Genomic DNA, 16,549 nt, shown 5'->3' with positions numbered 1-16,549 from the left:
TCGGCTATCAGCCTGAAGCAGCCACTCGCCCACCATCAACCCCCACCCCTCTGCATCGTCAAATCAAAACGCTTCATGAAGCTTTGACGCGCATCTTCTTCCACGCCCTCAAAGACAAAAGACACGGCCAGCCGCTGCAGGCGCAGCAGCGCGATCACGCGTGGGGGCAGGATGCGCCATTGCAGTTGCAGATGGCCGTCATCGATTTGTACGCGTGCTTGGCCGGTTCCCAGTTCAAAGGCGTGCTCGCCCAAGGCGCGGGGCAAGGCCGTCAACCATTCGGTTTCGCTGGTGCCCATATCGCGCTCGAAGCGCTCGGGGTAGTAAGACTGCATGGGTTAGGTCGCCGCGTGTGCTGTGCTCAACCACCGGCCACGGGGGGCCAGATGGCGAGGACATCACCGTCGACCAAGGTGGTGGTGCCCCGATCTTCAGGTTTGATGTATTTGCCATTGACCAAGACCAAATGCACCAGCTTAGGCGGCATGCCATAGGGCTCGATGATCTGGCTGATGCTGGCGTCCTGCGCCACATCCAGCGTGACCTGGTTGCTGCGCCGGGCTTCGGGGGGCAAGTAATCGGTCAGCGTGGCAAACAGTTTGAAAGTGATGTTCATGCGCAGATTGTCACTTCATCGACGACGCGCGTCTTGCGCACCGCTCCATCGCCCTTGACCCTGTGCGCAATCCAGATAGGCGTCCATCAGCTTGGTTGGGTCGTGCATCAGGCGGTCTTTCCAGTCGCCCAGATGCACCTGGCCTTCGACCAGGCCACGCATCACGCCCACATGCTCGGTCCAGCCCACGCTGTTGCAGCCGATCATCACATCGTCCTTGAACTGCAGGCTCAGGTGACGCCCTGCGGCCTTGTCGGTCAACACGGCAGACTGGCCATCGGCCACGCCTTCCCAGTTGCCAAAACTGGTGGAGATCAATCCCAGGGTGTCGAGCACGTTGATTTGCGTGACGCCTTTGAGCTCGGTCTTTTGGCCCAGCATGTTGAGTGCGGCCACACGGGCCTGCTCGGCCGCGTTGGGCTGGATGGCGCTCACAATCGTTTTGCCGCTGACCATGTCAAACGCTTCGGCGCAGTCGCCTGCGGCGTAAATGCCGGGCACATTGGTTTGCAGGTGCTGGTCGGTCAACACGCCTTGCAGGCAGGTGATGCCGCTGTCCTTCAAAAAGCCAATCGCTGGGCGCACGCCCGTGGCGCTGATGACGAGATCGGCCTCGACGGTTTGGCCGTTGGACAAGCGGACCTGCAGCGGGCCACCCGCTTCGTCAGAAGCCAAGCCCACCGCAGAAGCCAACTTGCCGAGCAAGCCTTTTTCTGCGCCTTGGCTGATGGCCTCGACCTTGGTGCCGGTGAACACCTGCACGCCTTTGGCCTCGCACCAGTCGCGGATCATGCCGCCGGCCACCGGGCCCATCATGCGGGGCACCATGCGGTCGCCCATCTCCACCACACTCAGCTTGACACCACGCGCGGCCAGCGCTTCCATGATGATGCAGCCAATGAAGCCTGCGCCCATTTGCAACACCCGAGCGCCGGGCTTGGCCAACGCCTGTATGGCGCGGGCGTCTTCCAGCGTCCAGCAGGGGTGCACGCCGGGCAAGTCCATGCCCGTAATCGGGGGGCGCACCGGGTGCGAGCCGGTCGCAATCAACAACTTGTCAAAAGCCATCGACTGGCCATTGTCGAGATGCACCGTTTTGCCTGCTGCGTCCACGCGCGTCACCTTGGCCTTGACCTGCTTGATGCGCAAATCGTCAAAGTGGGTGGCGCTTTTGCGCAAGTAGGTGCCCTGCTCTTCGATGTTGCCAATCAACAGATAAGGGATGGCCATGCGCGAATACGGCGCATCGGGCTCGTCACCCACCAGGGTGATGGTGTCGGCGGGGGCGTGCTTGCGCAGGGTCTCGGCGGCGATGACACCGGCAGGGCCTGCGCCCAAGATGACGTGGTGGGTCATGAATCGGACTCCAGAAACAGGTAGCGGCCCGCAGGCCGCTTGATTTCCTGTAGAAGCGCACCCCTACGGTGAAGGCTTCACGAGCAGGCGCTCGCTCCTACAGGGGCAAGGTCACAAACCCAGACGTTCCCGGGTGGCCGATGTCGGACGGCCTTCGCCATCCCAGCCGCGGGCGTCGTAGTACTTGGGCAGCATTTCATCCAACTTGCTGACCATGCCTTTGCCGGGGCCGGTTTTGGCGGCTTCGGTCATCAGGCGCTTGGGCAGGTTGTCGTCGGCCTTGGTGAAGCCGGCGGCGTTGTTGAAGTCACGCTCCATGTTCCAGATGCGCTCGCCGATGTGGTTCAAGTGCTCCATGGTGAACTCTTCGCCGCAAGCGGCTTGCACCTGAGGGGCCACGTCGGCCAGGGTCCAGGCAAAGCTGGTGAACACGCAAATACCGGCCGAGTCGAACGCAGCAGTGGCGTCCTGGAAGGCTTTGACCAACTCGGGCTTGCCTTCGTGCTCGGTGGGCTCGGTCTTGACCGGGATGCCCAGCACTTCAGAGGCGATGGTGTAGCCGCGCAGGTGGCAAGCACCGCGGTTGGATGTGGCGTAAGCCAACCCAATGCCTTGGATCACACGGCCGTCATAGGCTGGGAACTCTTGGCCCTTGACGCTCATGGACAAATCGGGGTGGCCGTATTTGGCGGTCAGGCGCTTGGAGCCCATGCCAATTTCCTTGCCAAAACCGACGCCCTTGGCCGTCATGTCGACAAACTCGCAGAGCGCTTCGGCCGAGCCAAACGGGGCTTCCACACCGATTTGCTCTTTGGTCAGCACACCCATTTCGTACAGCTCCATGACGGCACCGATGGTGGCACCGAAGCTGATCGGGTCAAAACCTTCTTCGTTGCAGATCATGTTGGCGTACTGCAGGGCTTCCAGATCTTTCACGCCGTTGGCTGCGCCCAGCGCCCAAGCTGCTTCGTACTCCAGGCCGCCGTTGGCGCCCCAGTACTCAGGCTTGTTCTTGACCGAGAAGTGGCCCTCGTCCATCTTGCTGATGCGGCCGCAAGCAATGGTGCAACCAAAACAGGCTTGGTTGGTCACCAGGTGCTTTTTGCCATCGGTCTCGCGGGGCGTGACCATGGCTTCGGCCGAGATGTCTTTGGCGCTTTCAAACTGCACGTCGCGGTGGTTGCGAGTGGGCAAGCCGCCCACTTCGTTGATCACGTTCATCAGCACCTGCGTGCCATAAGCAGGCAGACCCTGGCCAGTGACCGCGTTGTCGGCCAGCACCTTTTTGGCAGCCTTGGCTGCAGCCATGAAAGCCTTGGGGTTTTTCAGATTGCCCACGCCTTTGGTGCCACGCACTGCGATGGCTTTGAGGTTTTTGCTGCCCATGACGGTGCCCACGCCCGAGCGGCCAGCCGCACGGTGCAGGTCGTTCACCACAGCGGCATACAGCACGCCGTTTTCACCGGCCTTGCCGATGCTGCAGACACGCAGCAATGGATCTTGCAAGCTGGACTTGAGGATTTCCTCGGTCTTCCAGACGCTTTGGCCCCAGAGGTGGCTTGCATCGCGCAACTCGGCTTCGTCGTCGTTGATGTGCAGGTACACCGGCTTGGCCGATGCGCCTTCAAAAATGACCATGTCCCAACCGGCCATTTTGAGCTCAGCGCCCCAATAGCCACCCGAGTTGGAGCAAGCGATTGCGCCGGTGAGCGGGCTCTTGGTGATGACGGTGTAACGGCCACCGGTGGAGGCCATGGTGCCAGTCAATGGGCCCGTGGCCCAGATGAGTTTATTGTCAGCTGACAGGGGGTCGACTTTGGGGTCGATCTCGCTGATCAGGTATTTGCTGCCCAGACCGCGTGAGCCAAGGTAGGCTTTGGCCCACTCCATGTTCAGCGGTTCGGATTTGACGGTGCCAGCCGTGAGGTTGACGCGGAGAATTTTTCCAGCCCAAGACATGTTGATGCTCCTTATGGGTGGGTGAATTAACCGGCAGTGGGCTGATTGCCCAACTTGTCGGCCCATTGTTTCATTTTGTCGATGCCAGTCCAGTTGGCATCCACGAAGGTGATGGCGCCGGTTGGGCAGGCGTCGGCACAAGCCGGATCGCCACCGCACAGGTCGCACTTTTGGACCTTGCCGGTCTCTTGCACATAGTTGATCGTGCCGAATGGGCAGGCGATGGTGCAGACCTTGCAGCCCACGCAGGTGGACTCGTTGACCACTTTGGCGCCCGTGGCTTTGTCCACGGTGATGGCTTCCACAGGGCAGGCATGCAGACACCAGGCTTCGTCACACTGGGTGCAGGTGTAGGGCACTTTTTTGCCAGTGTGGTGGAAGTCGAACACCTTGATGCGCGATTTGGAGGTGGCGTATGTGCCGTAGTTCTCGAAAGAACAGGCCATTTCGCACTGCAAGCAGCCGGTACATTTGTCCGGGTTGATGTGCAGGACTTTCTGCATGTGTGTCTCCTGTGGGGTGACGGGCTGTTCAAGCCCGCGCTTATGAATCAGAATGCATAGCCATTGTTGGTGATTACCCCTGTAAACCGATGCGGATTAACCCTAGGTTTGTCAGGGTTGTCCTCAAAAATTCTCAGCTTGATACACATCTGACATGCCCCTGACAGCCCAAACCAGCGACCGACAGCAGCGAATTGAACACGCCCGTGAGCTGGTGTTTCAGGGCCGATCCGAGGCACAGAGCAGCGGCATACCCCCCTGGATTGCCCAGTCCTGGCAGCGCTGCCTGTCCATGGGCCTGCAACCTGGCCAAGCGGTGGGGTTTGACGCCATCTCCGCCCAACACATGCGCCGCGTGCAAGAAGCCAGCCGACCCTTGGTGAAGGCGGCGCAGCCGGTGCTGGCCGAGTTGGCGCGTGCTATTGCTGACATCCGTTATTTCGCCATCTTGACCAATGCCCAAGGCATCGTGGTCGATGTGCACGGCCCGGTGGACCGGCAAGACCGCCGCGCTGAGGTGATCGCCCGTGTGGGCGTGGACTTGTCCGAAAAGGCGGTGGGCACCACGGCGATCAGCGCCGCCCTGACAGAGTTGCAGCCTGTGTGGTTGCACCGGGGTGAGCATTTCTTTCAGGACACGGGGGTCTACAGCTGCGCTGGGGCACCGGTTTTTGGCCCGGATGGCCTGTGCGCGGGCATGCTGGACCTGACGGGCATCGAGACCACCGAGCGCCCTGCCCTCAAGCACCTGGTACGCCGCTCCGCCCGCAGCATCGAAAACAGTTGGCTGCTGTCCACCGATCATGCGCTGGTGCTGCGCCTGAACTGGCCCGGCAACCAGCCCGGCGACGACAGCGATGGCCTGATCACACTCGACCACAACGGTCAAATCGTGGGGGCTAACCCCACGGCGCGGCAAATGTTGTCCTTGTCGCCGGACACCAACGGCCAAACGCAGCACGCCAGCGAAGTGTTCGCCTCGCCCTGGGAAAACCTGTTCGACGCAGCCAGCCGGCAAGCCAGTGCGCAAGAGTTGCCGCTGTGGTCTGGCCTGCGTTTGCAAACCCAAGCTTTGCGCCCGGGCACCCGCCCAACGGCAGCACACAGCGCGATGACCGCAGAACGTGTGCCTGTGGCCTCCAAGCCACTCAAGGACGTGCAGACCGAGATGATCCGCGAAGCCGTCCAGCAAGCGCGTGGCAACGTGGCCGAAGCCGCACGCAGCCTGGGCATCAGCCGCGCCACGGTTTACCGCAAACTCGGCTTACCCAAAAGCTGACCCAGTGTCAGATCACTTCCCCGCGTTCGGGAAAAACAGCTGCTCCCCGCCGATTTTGTAGTCGGCCACCACACCTTGACCTGCGGCCGAGGTGATCCAGTCCACGAACTTCTGTGCATCGGCCTGTTTGACGTGGGCATGTTTGGCGGGGTTGACGACCATCACGCCGTATTGGTTGAAGAGACGTTGGTCACCCTCCACCAAAATAGTCAGATCGGCGCGGTTTTTGAAGTTGAGCCAAGTGGCGCGGTCGGCCAAAACATAGGCACCCGAAGATGCAGCGATGTTCAAAGCCGGGCCCATGCCGCAGCCGCACTCTTTGTAGCCACTGCCTTTTTTCTCGGTCAAATTGGCCATCTTCCAAAAACGCAATTCGGCCGCGTGCGTGCCGCTCTTGTCACCGCGCGAAACAAAGGCAGCATTGCCGGCCGACAACTTGGCCAAGGCCGCCACAATGTCTTTGCCTTTGGTGGCGGCCGGGTCGGCCTTGGGGCCGATCAGCACAAAGTCGTTGTACATCACAGGCAAGCGCTTGATGCCAAAGCCATCGGCCACAAATTTTTCTTCGGCCACTTGGTCGTGCACAAACACCACATCGGCGTCACCGCGCCGCGCCATGTCCAGCGCCTGGCCCGTGCCCAAGGCCACCACTTTCACATCCAGCCCGGTGGCTTTCTTGAAGGCGGGCAAGAGGTGGGCAAACAAGCCCGACTGCTCGGTGGAGGTGGTGGACGACATCACGATGGACTGGGCTTGTGCCCACACCGAGGTGGTGGCCAAAACCGCACACACCAAGGCGCGACGGGTCATAGATGATGGAAAGGTCATGAAAGTTCTCCTTGAACAAAAGCATGGGCTGCCGGGCTGTGTTCAGCCAGCAGTTCGGGGTTGAAAAAATCAGCCACAGGCAAGTCGGCCATGACTTGACCGAACTCCAGATAAATGACGCGGGTGGCCAAGCGCTTGACTTGGCCCAGGTTGTGACTGGCCCAGACCAAGGTCAGCGGGCGTTCTGGGGCACAGGCAAATTCGGCCATCAGGGCTTCGACTTCGCGCTTGGCGTGCGGGTCCAGGCTGGCCGTGGGTTCATCCAGCAAAAGCACATCGGGCTGCCGTGCCCAGGCACGGGCCAAGGCCAAGCGCTGTTGTTGCCCGCCCGACAACTGGCGGCCGTTTTGCTGCGCCACAGACTGCAAACCCACGCGCTCCATGGCCTGGAGCGCCAGCGCTTTGGCGGCCGACCAACGCAGGCCGCGTGCGCGGTCCAGCCACAAGCCCAGTGCGACATTGTTCAAAGCAGACAGTCGCAACAAATGCGGCCTTTGGAAGAGCATGGCCTGGCGCACTCCCGGCGCTTGTTGCACCTGGCCTTGCGTAGGAGACACCAGTCCATGCAAGGTGCGCAGCAAAGTGCTTTTGCCCGAGCCATTGGCGCCCACCAGCGCCACGCGCTCGCCCGCCTTGATTCGCAAGCTCACGTCCGTCAAGGCTGCTTGCGCCCCCAAGTGCACGCTCACGGCGTTCAAGCTGATTTGCACAGTGCTCATGCCAGCGCCCCTGGCACGCGGTCCACAGGCGCAGGTCGGGCGTTTCGCCGCTCACCCCACAGGCGCAGCCCTGCCACCAGCGCATTGAGCAGCAACACCACCGCCAGCAAGACCATGCCCAGCCCCAGCGCCAGCGGCAAATCGCCCTTGCTGGTCTCCAGTGCAATGGCGGTCGTCATGACCCGCGTGAAGCCGTCGATGTTGCCGCCCACGATCATCACCGCGCCCACCTCCGAGATGGCTCGGCCAAAGGCGGTCACGCCAATGGTGAGCAAGGCCAGCCGTTCGTCCCAAGCCAGCAACAAGCTGCGCACCCAAGGCCCAGCACCCAATGAAGCCCACTGCTCGCCATGCTGGCGCTCCACGTCTTCGACCACCTGGCGCGTGAGCGCGGCCACCACGGGCACCACCAAAATGAACTGGGCCAACACCATGGCCTTGAAGCTGAACATCCAGCCCAAAAAGCCCAAAGGCCCGGTGCGCGACAGCAGCAAATACACCACCAGGCCCACCACCACCGAAGGCAGCGCCAGCAAAGTGTTCAAACCCACCAATACGGCCCCCCGACCGCGAAAACGCGACACCGCCAGCCAGGCCCCCAAGGCCACACCCACGCCATAGGCCAGCAGGCAGGCGGTGGCACTCACGGCCAAGGATCGGATGACGACCACCCAAAGCGCGTTATCGAAGGAAGTGATGAGATGCAGCGCCGTCAGGACGCTGTCGGAGAAGGTGTTCATACAGCGCTTTGGATACTAAGGGACAGGCCAAGAACAAAGGATGAGGGGTGTCCACTATGAAATGGCTTGCATAAGCTCAAGTCTCTTGCTCCAAGCACTCAGCACTTGGTTTGGTAAGTCAAAAAAAAAGCCCGGCGAACCGGGCTTTAGAGATCTGCAGGAGGTTCCTGCTTATTTTTTGTTGGCCTTCATGTCGGCTTCCAATGCTTTCGCCGGATCGTCTTCAGCCGCATCTTCACCTTCTGGCTTCAAGTCATCGGCAGCCGGATCTTGCGACTGGCTTTCACTCTCCAGCATTTGCTCCATGGCCGCCTCAGCGTCAACCTTCACGCCTTCTTGTAGGCCACCTGTAACCAAGGACGGCACCATGATGATGGCTGCCACCATGATCAACTGAAGGATGATGAAGGCGATCGAACCCTTGTAGATCTCGGTGGTGGTCACCGCCTTGATGTTTTCCCCTGTGACACGGTCTTTGTAGTCGTTCTTGGGAGCAACGCTGCGCAAATAGAACAAAGCAAAACCGAAGGGTGGCGTCAAGAACGAGGTTTGCAAGTTCATGGCCACGATCACACCAAACCAGATCATGGCTTGATCAGGTGTCATGCCAGGCACCAGACCAGGCAGGATCTTTTCAGCCACTGGCGCCAAGATCGGGATCACGATGAACGCAATCTCGAAGAAGTCGATGAAACAACCCAAGATGAAGATCAAGAGGTTCACCACGATCAAGAAGCCGATAGCGCCACCGGGCATGTCGACAAACAGGTGTTCCACCCAAATGTGACCATCGGCCGCATTGAAGGTGAAGCTGAACACGGTCGAACCAATCAAGATGAACAGTACGAAAGAGGCCAGTTTGGCGGTACTTTCCAGGGCTTGGTTCATCAAAGACTTGGTCATCCGGCTCTTACCGTACGCCAAAATCAAGGCACCTAAGGCACCCATGGCGCCGCCCTCAGTCGGCGTGGCCACACCCAAAAAGATGGTGCCCAAAACCAAGAAGATCAAAATCAGTGGCGGCATCAGAACAAAGGTCACCTGCTCGGCCAATTTGGACAACAAGCCCATGCCGGTCAGTCGGTTCACGATGGCCAAAGCCAAAGCCGACAAAGATGCCACGGTCATCGACATGATGACCACTTCATCACCAGGCGCTTCTTGGGTGCGCTCGAGCCAAGCCATCATGATGCTGTCGTGTGCCGAGGCCCAGGCATAACCCACCACGGTGCACAAGATCAGCAAAAACATCAAGGACACATGGCCCGACTTGCCATTGGCTTCGCGGTAAATACGGGCTTCTGGGGGCAAGGCTGGCACCATGGCAGGCTTGAAAATCGCCACCACGACGATGAACAGCACATACAAACCCACCAGCAACAAACCCGGCAAAAGTGCACCGGCGTACATGTCACCCACCGAACGACCCAACTGGTCGGCCAGCACAATCAACACCAAAGACGGCGGAATGGCCTGAGCCAATGTGCCCGATGCGGTGATGGCCCCGGTGGCGATCACTCGGCTGTAACCGTAGCGCAGCATGATGGGCAGAGAGATCAGACCCATGGAGATGACGGCTGCCGCCACCACACCCGTGGTCGCGGCCAGCAAGGCCCCCACCAAAATCACCGCGATGGCCACGCCGCCGCGAACCGGTCCAAAGACCTGACCCACGGTTTCCAGCAGGTCTTCGGCCATGCCGGATTTCTGCAAGATGATGCCCATGAAAGTGAAGAACGGGATGGCCAGCAAAGTGTCGTTTTGCATGATGCCGAAGATCCGCAAGGGCAATGCTTGGAACAGGGATGGCGGAAACAAACCGGCTTCCATGCCGATGAAACCAAAACCCAGTCCGCAAGCCGCCAAGGCAAATGCCACGGGAAAGCCTGTCAGAAGTAAAACCAGCAGACCACCAAACATGATGGGCACAAAGTTTTGTGCCAGAAAAGTCGCTTCCATCAACGTGCTCCCAGCGCTTGTTGTTGCGCGATTTTTTCGAGTTCGAGCAATTCTTTTTGCTCGTCCGACATGGTTTCATCAGAAGATAGGACGTCTTCGCTATGCCCATACAAAAAAGCCAAGCGCTTGATCAACTCCGACACACCTTGCAGCATGAGCAGGGCAAAACCAGCGGGTACCAATGCGTACACAGGCCAGCGGATCAGGCCACCCGCGTTGGATGACATTTCACCGGTGGTGAAGGCCTGCATGAACAGCGGCCATGACAGGTAAATACAAATGGCACAAAAAGGGAACAAGGCCAGCAAAATACCACCCACGTCAATCCAGTTGCGGGTGCGCGGGGTCAACATGCCCGAGATGAAGTCGATGCGCACATGGGAGTTCTTGAGCAAACCGTAACCGGCGCCCAACAAGAACACCGCAGCAAACAAGTACCACTGGATCTCCAGCAAGGCGTTAGAACTTGAATCAAAAAGTTTTCGCACAATGGCATTGCCTGCACTGATCAAGGTCGTGGCCAAAATCAACCAAGTGGTGACCAGGCCAACCGATTGGTTGACGCGGTCAATGCCGCGCGAAATACCCAACAAAAACGTCATGGCGTTCTCCAAAAATCTGGCGCGATTGTAAGTCTCTGTTGGCCCTTTATCGAGCTCACCGTGCCAAAGGGACATTGATATTTTTAGCAAAATGCCTGAGCAGTTTTCAAAAACAAACCGTCAAAGGGTTAACCCTTGTCATCTGAACGGTCTGACTTGAAGTGCCACCAAGGCAAGACACCGCGCAAAGACTGGACCAGCCCAGCTTCAGGCGAAGGCTTGTAACCGACCATGCCCTGCAGTTGCTCTTTCCAAATCGGACCACTGAGCAAGTTTCGCAACTGCCGCACGGGCGGAGACTCCAGTGCAGAGGCCAAACACACCAACCAATAGTGCTCTTGAAAAAGTGGCACAAAATCGAGCCCGTGCACACGCGCTGCATTGGCGATGCCCAAACCCGCATCCGCATGACCGGCTGCCACGTTCGCGGCCACGGCTGCATGAGAGTTTTCTTCGTGCGCGTAGCCGTGCAATGCCGAAGCGGACCAACCCGCCTCTTGCAAGGCTTGGTCCAGCAACAAACGGGTCCCTGTGCCAGAACTGCGATTGACAAAGCGCACACCAGGTTGGAAAAGGTCTTGCAGCCGCTGCAGTCCAAGCGGGTTGCCTGGTGCCACCAACAGACCTTGTTCACGGGTGGCAAAACCAATGAGCTTGTGCTGACCCGTTTTGAGCAAGGGTTTGTAGGTGCGGGCCACCAAAGACTTGGCATCGGGTTGCCAAGGCGCATGAAAACCCGCCACATGACAACGTCCTTCGTTCAGTGCACGGATCGCATCCACGCTACCGCAAAAACGCAGGTCCAAATGCAGTGAGTCCTTGGCTGCAGTTTCACGCAGACTGACCAGAGCATCGTCATGGCTGGCATAAATGGGCAAGGCCAAATGCTCGGGATCAAAGGCGACAGCAAATGTCTTTTCAAGCTCCGCATGCAATGCGCTGATTTGAGGCGCCAATCGGGCTTGCGCTTGGCGCTCCGCCCAGAGCAGCTTGTCGGCAAAACCAGTCAAGCGTGCAGCCTGCCCTTTTTCCCAAAGGATGAGAGACTGGCCGAGTGATTGCTCCCAGCGTTTGAGCTCACCCCAGACATGGCGGTAAGACAGTCCCAAAAGTTTGGCGGCACCGCCAATGGAGCCCGCATCGCGAACGGCTTGCAGCAAATCCATGAGGGGATTGCGCAAAGGACTCAAACGGTTTCTTGCCGTTTCACGACCCAGGGGGGCCCATTGGTAAGACAGATCAATGTGCTGCATAGTTTTGAGTTTGACAGATTGCTAGTCGCATCCGAAACCACTCATATAGGCTTGACATGAAAAAAGGCCCCGAAGGGCCTTTTAGATGGCGTTCAAACCAGACTGAATTACAGCTTGGCAGATTGCATGTAGTTGTCGAAACGTGCTTCAGTGAAACGGAACCACTGGTTGGCTTCTTTGCGGAACGATGAGTAATCGCCGTAGATTTTTTTCCAGTTGGGGTTCTTGTTGCCGATTTCTTCGTACAGACCCATGGACTCTTTGAACGCGGCGTCCATCAAATCCTTGGGGAAAGCGAACAACTTGGCACCACCTGCGACCAAGGTCTTGAGCGCAGCCGCGTTGCGGGCGTCGTAACGGGTTTGCATGTCGTTGTGGGCATACACAGAAGCGGCTTCCACAATGGCTTTGTACTCGGCAGACAAGCTGTCCCAAGCCTTCTTGTTGATGTGCAGGTCCAACTGGGGACCGCCTTCCCACCAGCCTGGGTAAGCGTAGTTTTTGGCCACTTTGTAGAAGCCGAGCTTCAGGTCGTCATAAGGACCCACCCACTCAGCCGCATCGATCGTGCCTTTTTCCAGAGCTTGGTAAATTTCGCCGCCAGGAATGTTTTGCGGAACGCCGCCGATGCGCTCGACCACTTTACCGGCAAAGCCGCCGACGCGGAACTTGGTGCCTTTGAAGTCGGCCAAGGACTTGATGGGCTTGCGGAACCAGCCACCCATTTGAGCGCCTGTGTTGCCCATAGGGAAGTTCACGATGCCGTAGTTGCTATAGAACTCACGGAACAGCTTCAAACCATTGCCGTGGAACATCCAGGCAGACATTTGGCGGCTGTTCAAGCCGAAGGGAATGGCGCAACCCAAAGCAAAGGTCTCGTCCTTACCGAAGTAGTAGTAAGGCGCGGTGTTGGACATTTCAACGGTGCCGTCTTTGGTGGCGTCGATGGTGCCGAAAGCAGGCACCAGTTCACCGGCCGCATGGGTGGTGATCTCAAACTTACCGCCCGTCATTTCTTTGACTTTGGCTGCGAACACATCGTTCACACCAAACAAAGTGTCCAGCGCCTTGGGGAAGCTGGATGTCAGACGCCAGCGCAATGCGGCCTGAGCGTGAACGGCAGGTGCAGCACCCGCAGCCAAAATACCGGCAATGCCAGCGTTTTTAATGACGGAACGACGATCCATAAAGGACTCCTTGTGAAAATTTGAAATTGAGCCCCAACAGCGGGCCCTCAAACGGGTAAGAGAGCATATTGTAAGAAGCGTTTGATCACCCAAAGCTGGGGGTTTACCCTTTTTAAAACCGCCAAAATTAAAGGCTTTTGGGTAAAGCAACAAAACCAAATTAAATCGGCAGTGACCAAGCCATCAGTCCGGCCAACGCTGCCTTATGGACTTCTCCATGCCCGCGGCATCTAGGCCCTGCAAGGCCAACAGCTTGGCTGGGTCACCGTGCTCGATGAACGCATCGGGCAGGCCCAGGTGCAAGACGGGGCGGGCGATCTGCAAAGTCTGCAAGGCCTCGGCCACCGCGCTGCCTGCGCCGCCCATGATGCAGCCCTCTTCCACCGTGACGATGCGTTCATGGCTTTGGGCGATTTGAGCCAGCAGCTCCACATCCAGCGGCTTGACCCACCGCATATTGACCACCGTGGCATTGAGCTTTTCGGCCGCTTCAAGCGCAGGGGTAAGCAAGGTGCCAAAGGCCAGAATAGCGAGTTTTTCGCCCTGGCGGCGCACTTCGCCTTTGCCAAAAGGCAATGTGTCCAGATCGCGTCCGGGATCGGTGCCCACGCCCGAGCCACGCGGGTAACGCACCACCACAGGGTGGTTTTGCGCGTAGGCGGTGCTGAGCAGCTGACGGCACTCACGCTCATCGGCCGGGCAAGCCAGGCTCATGTTGGGGATGCAGCGCACGTAAGCGATGTCGTACACGCCTGCATGGGTGGCACCGTCGGCCCCCACCAAACCTGCGCGATCCAAGGCGAACACAACAGGCAGGTTTTGCAGCGCCACATCGTGGATCAACTGGTCATAGCCGCGCTGCAAGAAAGTGGAATAAATCGCCACCACAGGCTTGAGCCCTTCGCAGGCCATGCCAGCGGCAAAGGTCACGGCGTGCTGCTCGGCAATGCCCACGTCGTAGTAACGCTTTGGGAAACGCTGATGGAAGGACACCATGCCCGAGCCCTCGCGCATGGCGGGCGTGATGCCCACCAGGCGCATGTCTTTTTCGGCCATGTCGCACAGCCACTGGCCAAACACCTGGGTGAAGGTGGTTTTGGCGGGCGTAGCCGCAGGCACCAGGCCCACGCTCGGGTCGAACTTGCCGGGGCCGTGGTAAGCCACTGGATCGGCCTCGGCCTTCTCGTAACCCTGGCCTTTTTTGGTGACCACATGCAAAAACTGTGGGCCGTCTAAGTGCTTGATGTTCTCCAGCGTTGGGATCAGCGACTCCAAGTCGTGTCCATCGATCGGGCCGATGTAGTTGAAACCGAATTTCTCAAACAGCGTGGCGGGCACCACCATGCCCTTGGCGTGTTCTTCCAGGCGCTTGGCCAATTCAAACAGGGGCGGTGCGTTTTTGAGCACGTTCTTGGCCCCGGCCTTGGCTGCCGAATAAAAACGCCCGCTCATGAGTTGGGCCAAATAGCGGTTGAGCGCACCCACCGGAGGGCTGATCGACATGTCGTTGTCGTTCAGGATCACCAGCAGCTTGCACTCTTCCACGCCCGCGTTGTTCAGGGCTTCAAAAGCCATGCCGGCGGTCATGGCCCCGTCGCCGATCACGGCAATCGAATGGCGTGACTCGCCTTTTTGGCGGGCCGCCACGGCCATGCCCAAAGCAGCCGAGATGCTGGTGGACGAGTGGGCTGTACCAAAGGTGTCGTATTCGCTCTCATCGCGGCGCGGAAAGCCCGACAGACCGCCCAACTGGCGCAACGTCGGCATGCGTTCACGACGGCCCGTGAGTATTTTGTGCGGGTAGGTCTGGTGGCCCACGTCCCAGACGATGCGGTCTTCGGGTGTATTGAAGACGTAGTGCAAAGCCACCGTCAACTCGACAGTGCCGAGGTTGGAGCTGAGATGCCCGCCGGTCTTGGACACGTTGTCGAGCACGCAGTGGCGCAGCTCATCGGCCAACTGGGGCAAATCGGTGCGCTGCAGGCGGCGCAGATCGGCCGGAGAGTCGATGTTCTTGAGCAAGTTGGTCATGTCAGTTGTTTCTTTCTACCACCATGGCGGTCAGAGCACGCAGCGCAGCCAAACGGACCTCAGGCAAACCGGTATCGGCCAGCGCCTGCATGGCCTGAGCCGCCAAGCTGTCGGCATAAGCCTTGGCCGCGTCCAAGCCCATCAGGGCGACATAAGTGGGTTTGTCGGCGGCTTCGTCCTTGCCCGCAGTTTTGCCCAGTGTGGCCGAATCGGCCGTCACATCCAGCACATCGTCCACCACTTGGAAGGCCAGGCCCAAGGCCTCGCCAAAGCGCTGAAGCGCCGCTTGAACAGGGGCAGACACGCCAGGCACACAGGCCGCGCCCATCTGCACGCTGCACAGCAGCAGTGCGCCGGTTTTGAGGCGGTGCATTTGGCGCAATTGGTCTTCGCTCAGGCGTTGGCCCACGCTGGCCAAGTCGATCGCCTGGCCTCCAGCCATGCCGTGGTAACCCGAAGCCCGGGCCAGCAAGCCCACACAAGCCGCTTGCACCGCCGCGGGCACACTGCCATCCGGTGGCGTCAAAAACTCAAAAGCCAAGGTCTGCAAAGCGTCTCCGGCAAGCAGCGCCTGCGCCTCGCCAAACTGCACATGCACCGTGGGTTTGCCGCGCCGCAGCACGTCGTTGTCCATGCAAGGCATGTCGTCGTGCACCAAGGAGTAAGCATGGATCAGCTCGATGGCACATGCGGCGTTAAGGGCTGCCGCGCTGCTGGCCTCGGTGCCCACGGCTTCGGCTGTGGCCAGCACCAGAAGGGGGCGCAGACGCTTGCCGCCGTCCAGCACGGCGTAGCGCATGGCCTGGCCCAAGGCGGCTGGTGATTCGGCGGCGATGCCGGCCGACAAAGCCTGCTCCACCCGATCCAGATGTGGCTGCATCCAGGTTTTCAAATCCACACTCATGCACCGCTCCAGGGTTTGAGTTGCCCGCCGTCCAGCACCTGAATCTGGTCTTCCACGGCTTTGAGCTTGTCTCGGCAAAAGGCCAGCAACACAGCGCCCCGCTGGTAACCCGTCAACAGTTGGTCCAAAGGCATTTGCCCGGACTCCAATTGCCCGACCAATGTTTCTAGCTCCGACAAGGCCGCCTCGTAAGTGGCAGGCATTTCGGCCGCAGCGGCATCGGCGAGGTCAGGTTTGGCAGCCTTGGGCATGGGGTCTTCCAGCAAAAAACCCGATTTTAGGCTTTAAGCCTCAACTTGGCTGACAGTTGGGTATGTCAAGCCAACAAGACGCGGCGGGTTAAATCGATCACATCAGCCGCCTTCAAGACGGCCCTCTCAGCCGCCACGGCATGACTGGCGCCCATTCGGTACCCCCCCGGGGTAGAATCACGTTTCATCGGCAGGAAATTCCTGTCATTTTTTTGCGCCGTTTTCCTTGAATTCAGCGCTTTGTTCCTGCCCCTTCATAGGGGGAGTCTCTAGGTCAGGTCACCCATGTCTGATTTAAGTCTTCAACTGCAGCAGGCCGCAAGCCAACTACCAGTTTCCACTTATTTCGATGAAGCGCTGTT

General features: G+C 59.1%; 17 protein-coding genes. 1 reads left to right on the top strand and 16 read right to left on the bottom strand.

The window, feature by feature from the left end; translation table 11 throughout:
* Positions 1–35: 35 nt before the first annotated feature.
* From SWE17_RS10190 to SWE17_RS10170, 5 genes are all read right to left on the bottom strand, one after another.
* On the bottom strand, positions 36–335 hold the full coding sequence (locus SWE17_RS10190) for a hypothetical protein (RefSeq protein ID WP_322992989.1): 300 nt from the start codon (positions 333–335) through the stop codon (positions 36–38).
* A gap of 26 nt (positions 336–361) precedes the next feature.
* Positions 362–616, bottom strand: a complete 255-nt coding sequence (gene thiS, locus SWE17_RS10185; RefSeq protein ID WP_108311567.1) for a sulfur carrier protein ThiS — start codon at positions 614–616, stop codon at positions 362–364.
* Between the two features lie 15 nt (positions 617–631).
* A complete protein-coding gene (locus tag SWE17_RS10180) occupies positions 632–1,972 on the bottom strand; it encodes an NAD(P)/FAD-dependent oxidoreductase (RefSeq protein ID WP_322992988.1) in 1,341 nt (446 codons plus the stop codon).
* 111 nt (positions 1,973–2,083) lie between these two features.
* A complete protein-coding gene (locus SWE17_RS10175; protein ID WP_322992987.1) occupies positions 2,084–3,931 on the bottom strand; it encodes an aldehyde ferredoxin oxidoreductase family protein in 1,848 nt (615 codons plus the stop codon).
* A 26-nt stretch (positions 3,932–3,957) separates the two neighbouring features.
* Positions 3,958–4,434 carry a 4Fe-4S dicluster domain-containing protein gene (locus tag SWE17_RS10170; RefSeq protein ID WP_108311570.1) on the bottom strand — a complete coding sequence of 159 codons (477 nt, stop codon included), beginning with the start codon at positions 4,432–4,434 and terminating at the stop codon, positions 3,958–3,960.
* A gap of 154 nt (positions 4,435–4,588) precedes the next feature.
* Here SWE17_RS10170 and SWE17_RS10165 point away from each other — a divergent pair, with 154 nt between their 5' ends.
* The gene (locus SWE17_RS10165) at positions 4,589–5,713 is read left to right on the top strand and encodes a sigma-54-dependent Fis family transcriptional regulator (RefSeq protein WP_322992986.1); all 1,125 of its coding nucleotides are present in this window, start codon (positions 4,589–4,591) and stop codon (positions 5,711–5,713) included.
* A gap of 12 nt (positions 5,714–5,725) precedes the next feature.
* On the opposite strand, the gene SWE17_RS10160 is transcribed toward SWE17_RS10165, so the two are convergent.
* From SWE17_RS10160 to SWE17_RS10110, 11 genes are all read right to left on the bottom strand, one after another.
* Positions 5,726–6,523, bottom strand: coding sequence for an extracellular solute-binding protein (locus tag SWE17_RS10160; RefSeq protein WP_416235008.1), 798 nt, complete (start codon positions 6,521–6,523; stop codon positions 5,726–5,728).
* 14 nt (positions 6,524–6,537) lie between these two features.
* Positions 6,538–7,260: an ATP-binding cassette domain-containing protein gene (locus tag SWE17_RS10155; RefSeq protein WP_322992984.1), complete on the bottom strand. Its 723-nt coding sequence runs from the start codon at positions 7,258–7,260 to the stop codon at positions 6,538–6,540.
* A complete protein-coding gene (locus tag SWE17_RS10150) occupies positions 7,257–8,000 on the bottom strand; it encodes an ABC transporter permease (protein ID WP_322992983.1) in 744 nt (247 codons plus the stop codon). Before SWE17_RS10150 ends, SWE17_RS10155 begins: the two co-directional genes overlap by 4 nt.
* Before the next feature lie 171 nt (positions 8,001–8,171).
* Positions 8,172–9,959, bottom strand: coding sequence for a TRAP transporter large permease (locus tag SWE17_RS10145; protein WP_322992982.1), 1,788 nt, complete (start codon positions 9,957–9,959; stop codon positions 8,172–8,174).
* Positions 9,959–10,561, bottom strand: a complete 603-nt coding sequence (locus SWE17_RS10140; RefSeq protein ID WP_322992981.1) for a TRAP transporter small permease subunit — start codon at positions 10,559–10,561, stop codon at positions 9,959–9,961. Before SWE17_RS10140 ends, SWE17_RS10145 begins: the two co-directional genes overlap by 1 nt.
* Positions 10,562–10,689: 128 nt before the next feature.
* Positions 10,690–11,814 (bottom strand): substrate-binding domain-containing protein, encoded by a 1,125-nt coding sequence (locus tag SWE17_RS10135; protein ID WP_322992980.1) that lies wholly within the window; start codon positions 11,812–11,814, stop codon positions 10,690–10,692.
* A gap of 107 nt (positions 11,815–11,921) precedes the next feature.
* The gene (locus SWE17_RS10130) at positions 11,922–13,001 is read right to left on the bottom strand and encodes a TRAP transporter substrate-binding protein DctP (protein WP_322992979.1); all 1,080 of its coding nucleotides are present in this window, start codon (positions 12,999–13,001) and stop codon (positions 11,922–11,924) included.
* 183 nt (positions 13,002–13,184) lie between these two features.
* On the bottom strand, positions 13,185–15,032 hold the full coding sequence (gene dxs / locus SWE17_RS10125) for a 1-deoxy-D-xylulose-5-phosphate synthase (protein ID WP_322992978.1): 1,848 nt from the start codon (positions 15,030–15,032) through the stop codon (positions 13,185–13,187).
* Position 15,033: 1 nt separating this feature from the next.
* A complete protein-coding gene (locus SWE17_RS10120) occupies positions 15,034–15,936 on the bottom strand; it encodes a farnesyl diphosphate synthase (RefSeq protein WP_322992977.1) in 903 nt (300 codons plus the stop codon).
* The gene (locus tag SWE17_RS10115; protein WP_322992976.1) at positions 15,933–16,187 is read right to left on the bottom strand and encodes an exodeoxyribonuclease VII small subunit; all 255 of its coding nucleotides are present in this window, start codon (positions 16,185–16,187) and stop codon (positions 15,933–15,935) included. The genes SWE17_RS10120 and SWE17_RS10115 overlap by 4 nt, the downstream gene beginning before the upstream one ends.
* A gap of 65 nt (positions 16,188–16,252) precedes the next feature.
* On the bottom strand, positions 16,253–16,375 hold the full coding sequence (locus SWE17_RS10110) for a hypothetical protein (RefSeq protein WP_322992975.1): 123 nt from the start codon (positions 16,373–16,375) through the stop codon (positions 16,253–16,255).
* Positions 16,376–16,549 lie beyond the last annotated feature (174 nt).

The sequence above is a fragment of the Limnohabitans sp. genome, assembly GCF_034680285.1.
Classification (GTDB): domain Bacteria; phylum Pseudomonadota; class Gammaproteobacteria; order Burkholderiales; family Burkholderiaceae_C; genus Limnohabitans_A.
The sequence above is the reverse complement of the archived record's forward strand: the minus strand, read 5'-3'. Positions and strand labels throughout refer to the sequence as shown.

What these genes read in the sequence shown, in the direction of transcription:
- SWE17_RS10190 (WP_322992989.1), bottom strand. Translation starts at nt 335, where the DNA reads ATGCAGTCTTACTACCCCGAGCGCTTCGAGCGCGATATGGGCACCAGC.
- thiS (WP_108311567.1), bottom strand. Translation starts at nt 616, where the DNA reads ATGAACATCACTTTCAAACTGTTTGCCACGCTGACCGATTACTTGCCC.
- SWE17_RS10180 (WP_322992988.1), bottom strand. Translation starts at nt 1,972, where the DNA reads ATGACCCACCACGTCATCTTGGGCGCAGGCCCTGCCGGTGTCATCGCC.
- SWE17_RS10175 (WP_322992987.1), bottom strand. Translation starts at nt 3,931, where the DNA reads ATGTCTTGGGCTGGAAAAATTCTCCGCGTCAACCTCACGGCTGGCACC.
- SWE17_RS10170 (WP_108311570.1), bottom strand. Translation starts at nt 4,434, where the DNA reads ATGCAGAAAGTCCTGCACATCAACCCGGACAAATGTACCGGCTGCTTG.
- SWE17_RS10165 (WP_322992986.1), top strand. Translation starts at nt 4,589, where the DNA reads ATGCCCCTGACAGCCCAAACCAGCGACCGACAGCAGCGAATTGAACAC.
- SWE17_RS10160 (WP_416235008.1), bottom strand. Translation starts at nt 6,523, where the DNA reads ATGACCCGTCGCGCCTTGGTGTGTGCGGTTTTGGCCACCACCTCGGTG.
- SWE17_RS10155 (WP_322992984.1), bottom strand. Translation starts at nt 7,260, where the DNA reads ATGAGCACTGTGCAAATCAGCTTGAACGCCGTGAGCGTGCACTTGGGG.
- SWE17_RS10150 (WP_322992983.1), bottom strand. Translation starts at nt 8,000, where the DNA reads ATGAACACCTTCTCCGACAGCGTCCTGACGGCGCTGCATCTCATCACT.
- SWE17_RS10145 (WP_322992982.1), bottom strand. Translation starts at nt 9,959, where the DNA reads ATGGAAGCGACTTTTCTGGCACAAAACTTTGTGCCCATCATGTTTGGT.
- SWE17_RS10140 (WP_322992981.1), bottom strand. Translation starts at nt 10,561, where the DNA reads ATGACGTTTTTGTTGGGTATTTCGCGCGGCATTGACCGCGTCAACCAA.
- SWE17_RS10135 (WP_322992980.1), bottom strand. Translation starts at nt 11,814, where the DNA reads ATGCAGCACATTGATCTGTCTTACCAATGGGCCCCCCTGGGTCGTGAA.
- SWE17_RS10130 (WP_322992979.1), bottom strand. Translation starts at nt 13,001, where the DNA reads ATGGATCGTCGTTCCGTCATTAAAAACGCTGGCATTGCCGGTATTTTG.
- dxs (WP_322992978.1), bottom strand. Translation starts at nt 15,032, where the DNA reads ATGACCAACTTGCTCAAGAACATCGACTCTCCGGCCGATCTGCGCCGC.
- SWE17_RS10120 (WP_322992977.1), bottom strand. Translation starts at nt 15,936, where the DNA reads ATGAGTGTGGATTTGAAAACCTGGATGCAGCCACATCTGGATCGGGTG.
- SWE17_RS10115 (WP_322992976.1), bottom strand. Translation starts at nt 16,187, where the DNA reads ATGCCCAAGGCTGCCAAACCTGACCTCGCCGATGCCGCTGCGGCCGAA.
- SWE17_RS10110 (WP_322992975.1), bottom strand. Translation starts at nt 16,375, where the DNA reads ATGAAACGTGATTCTACCCCGGGGGGGTACCGAATGGGCGCCAGTCAT.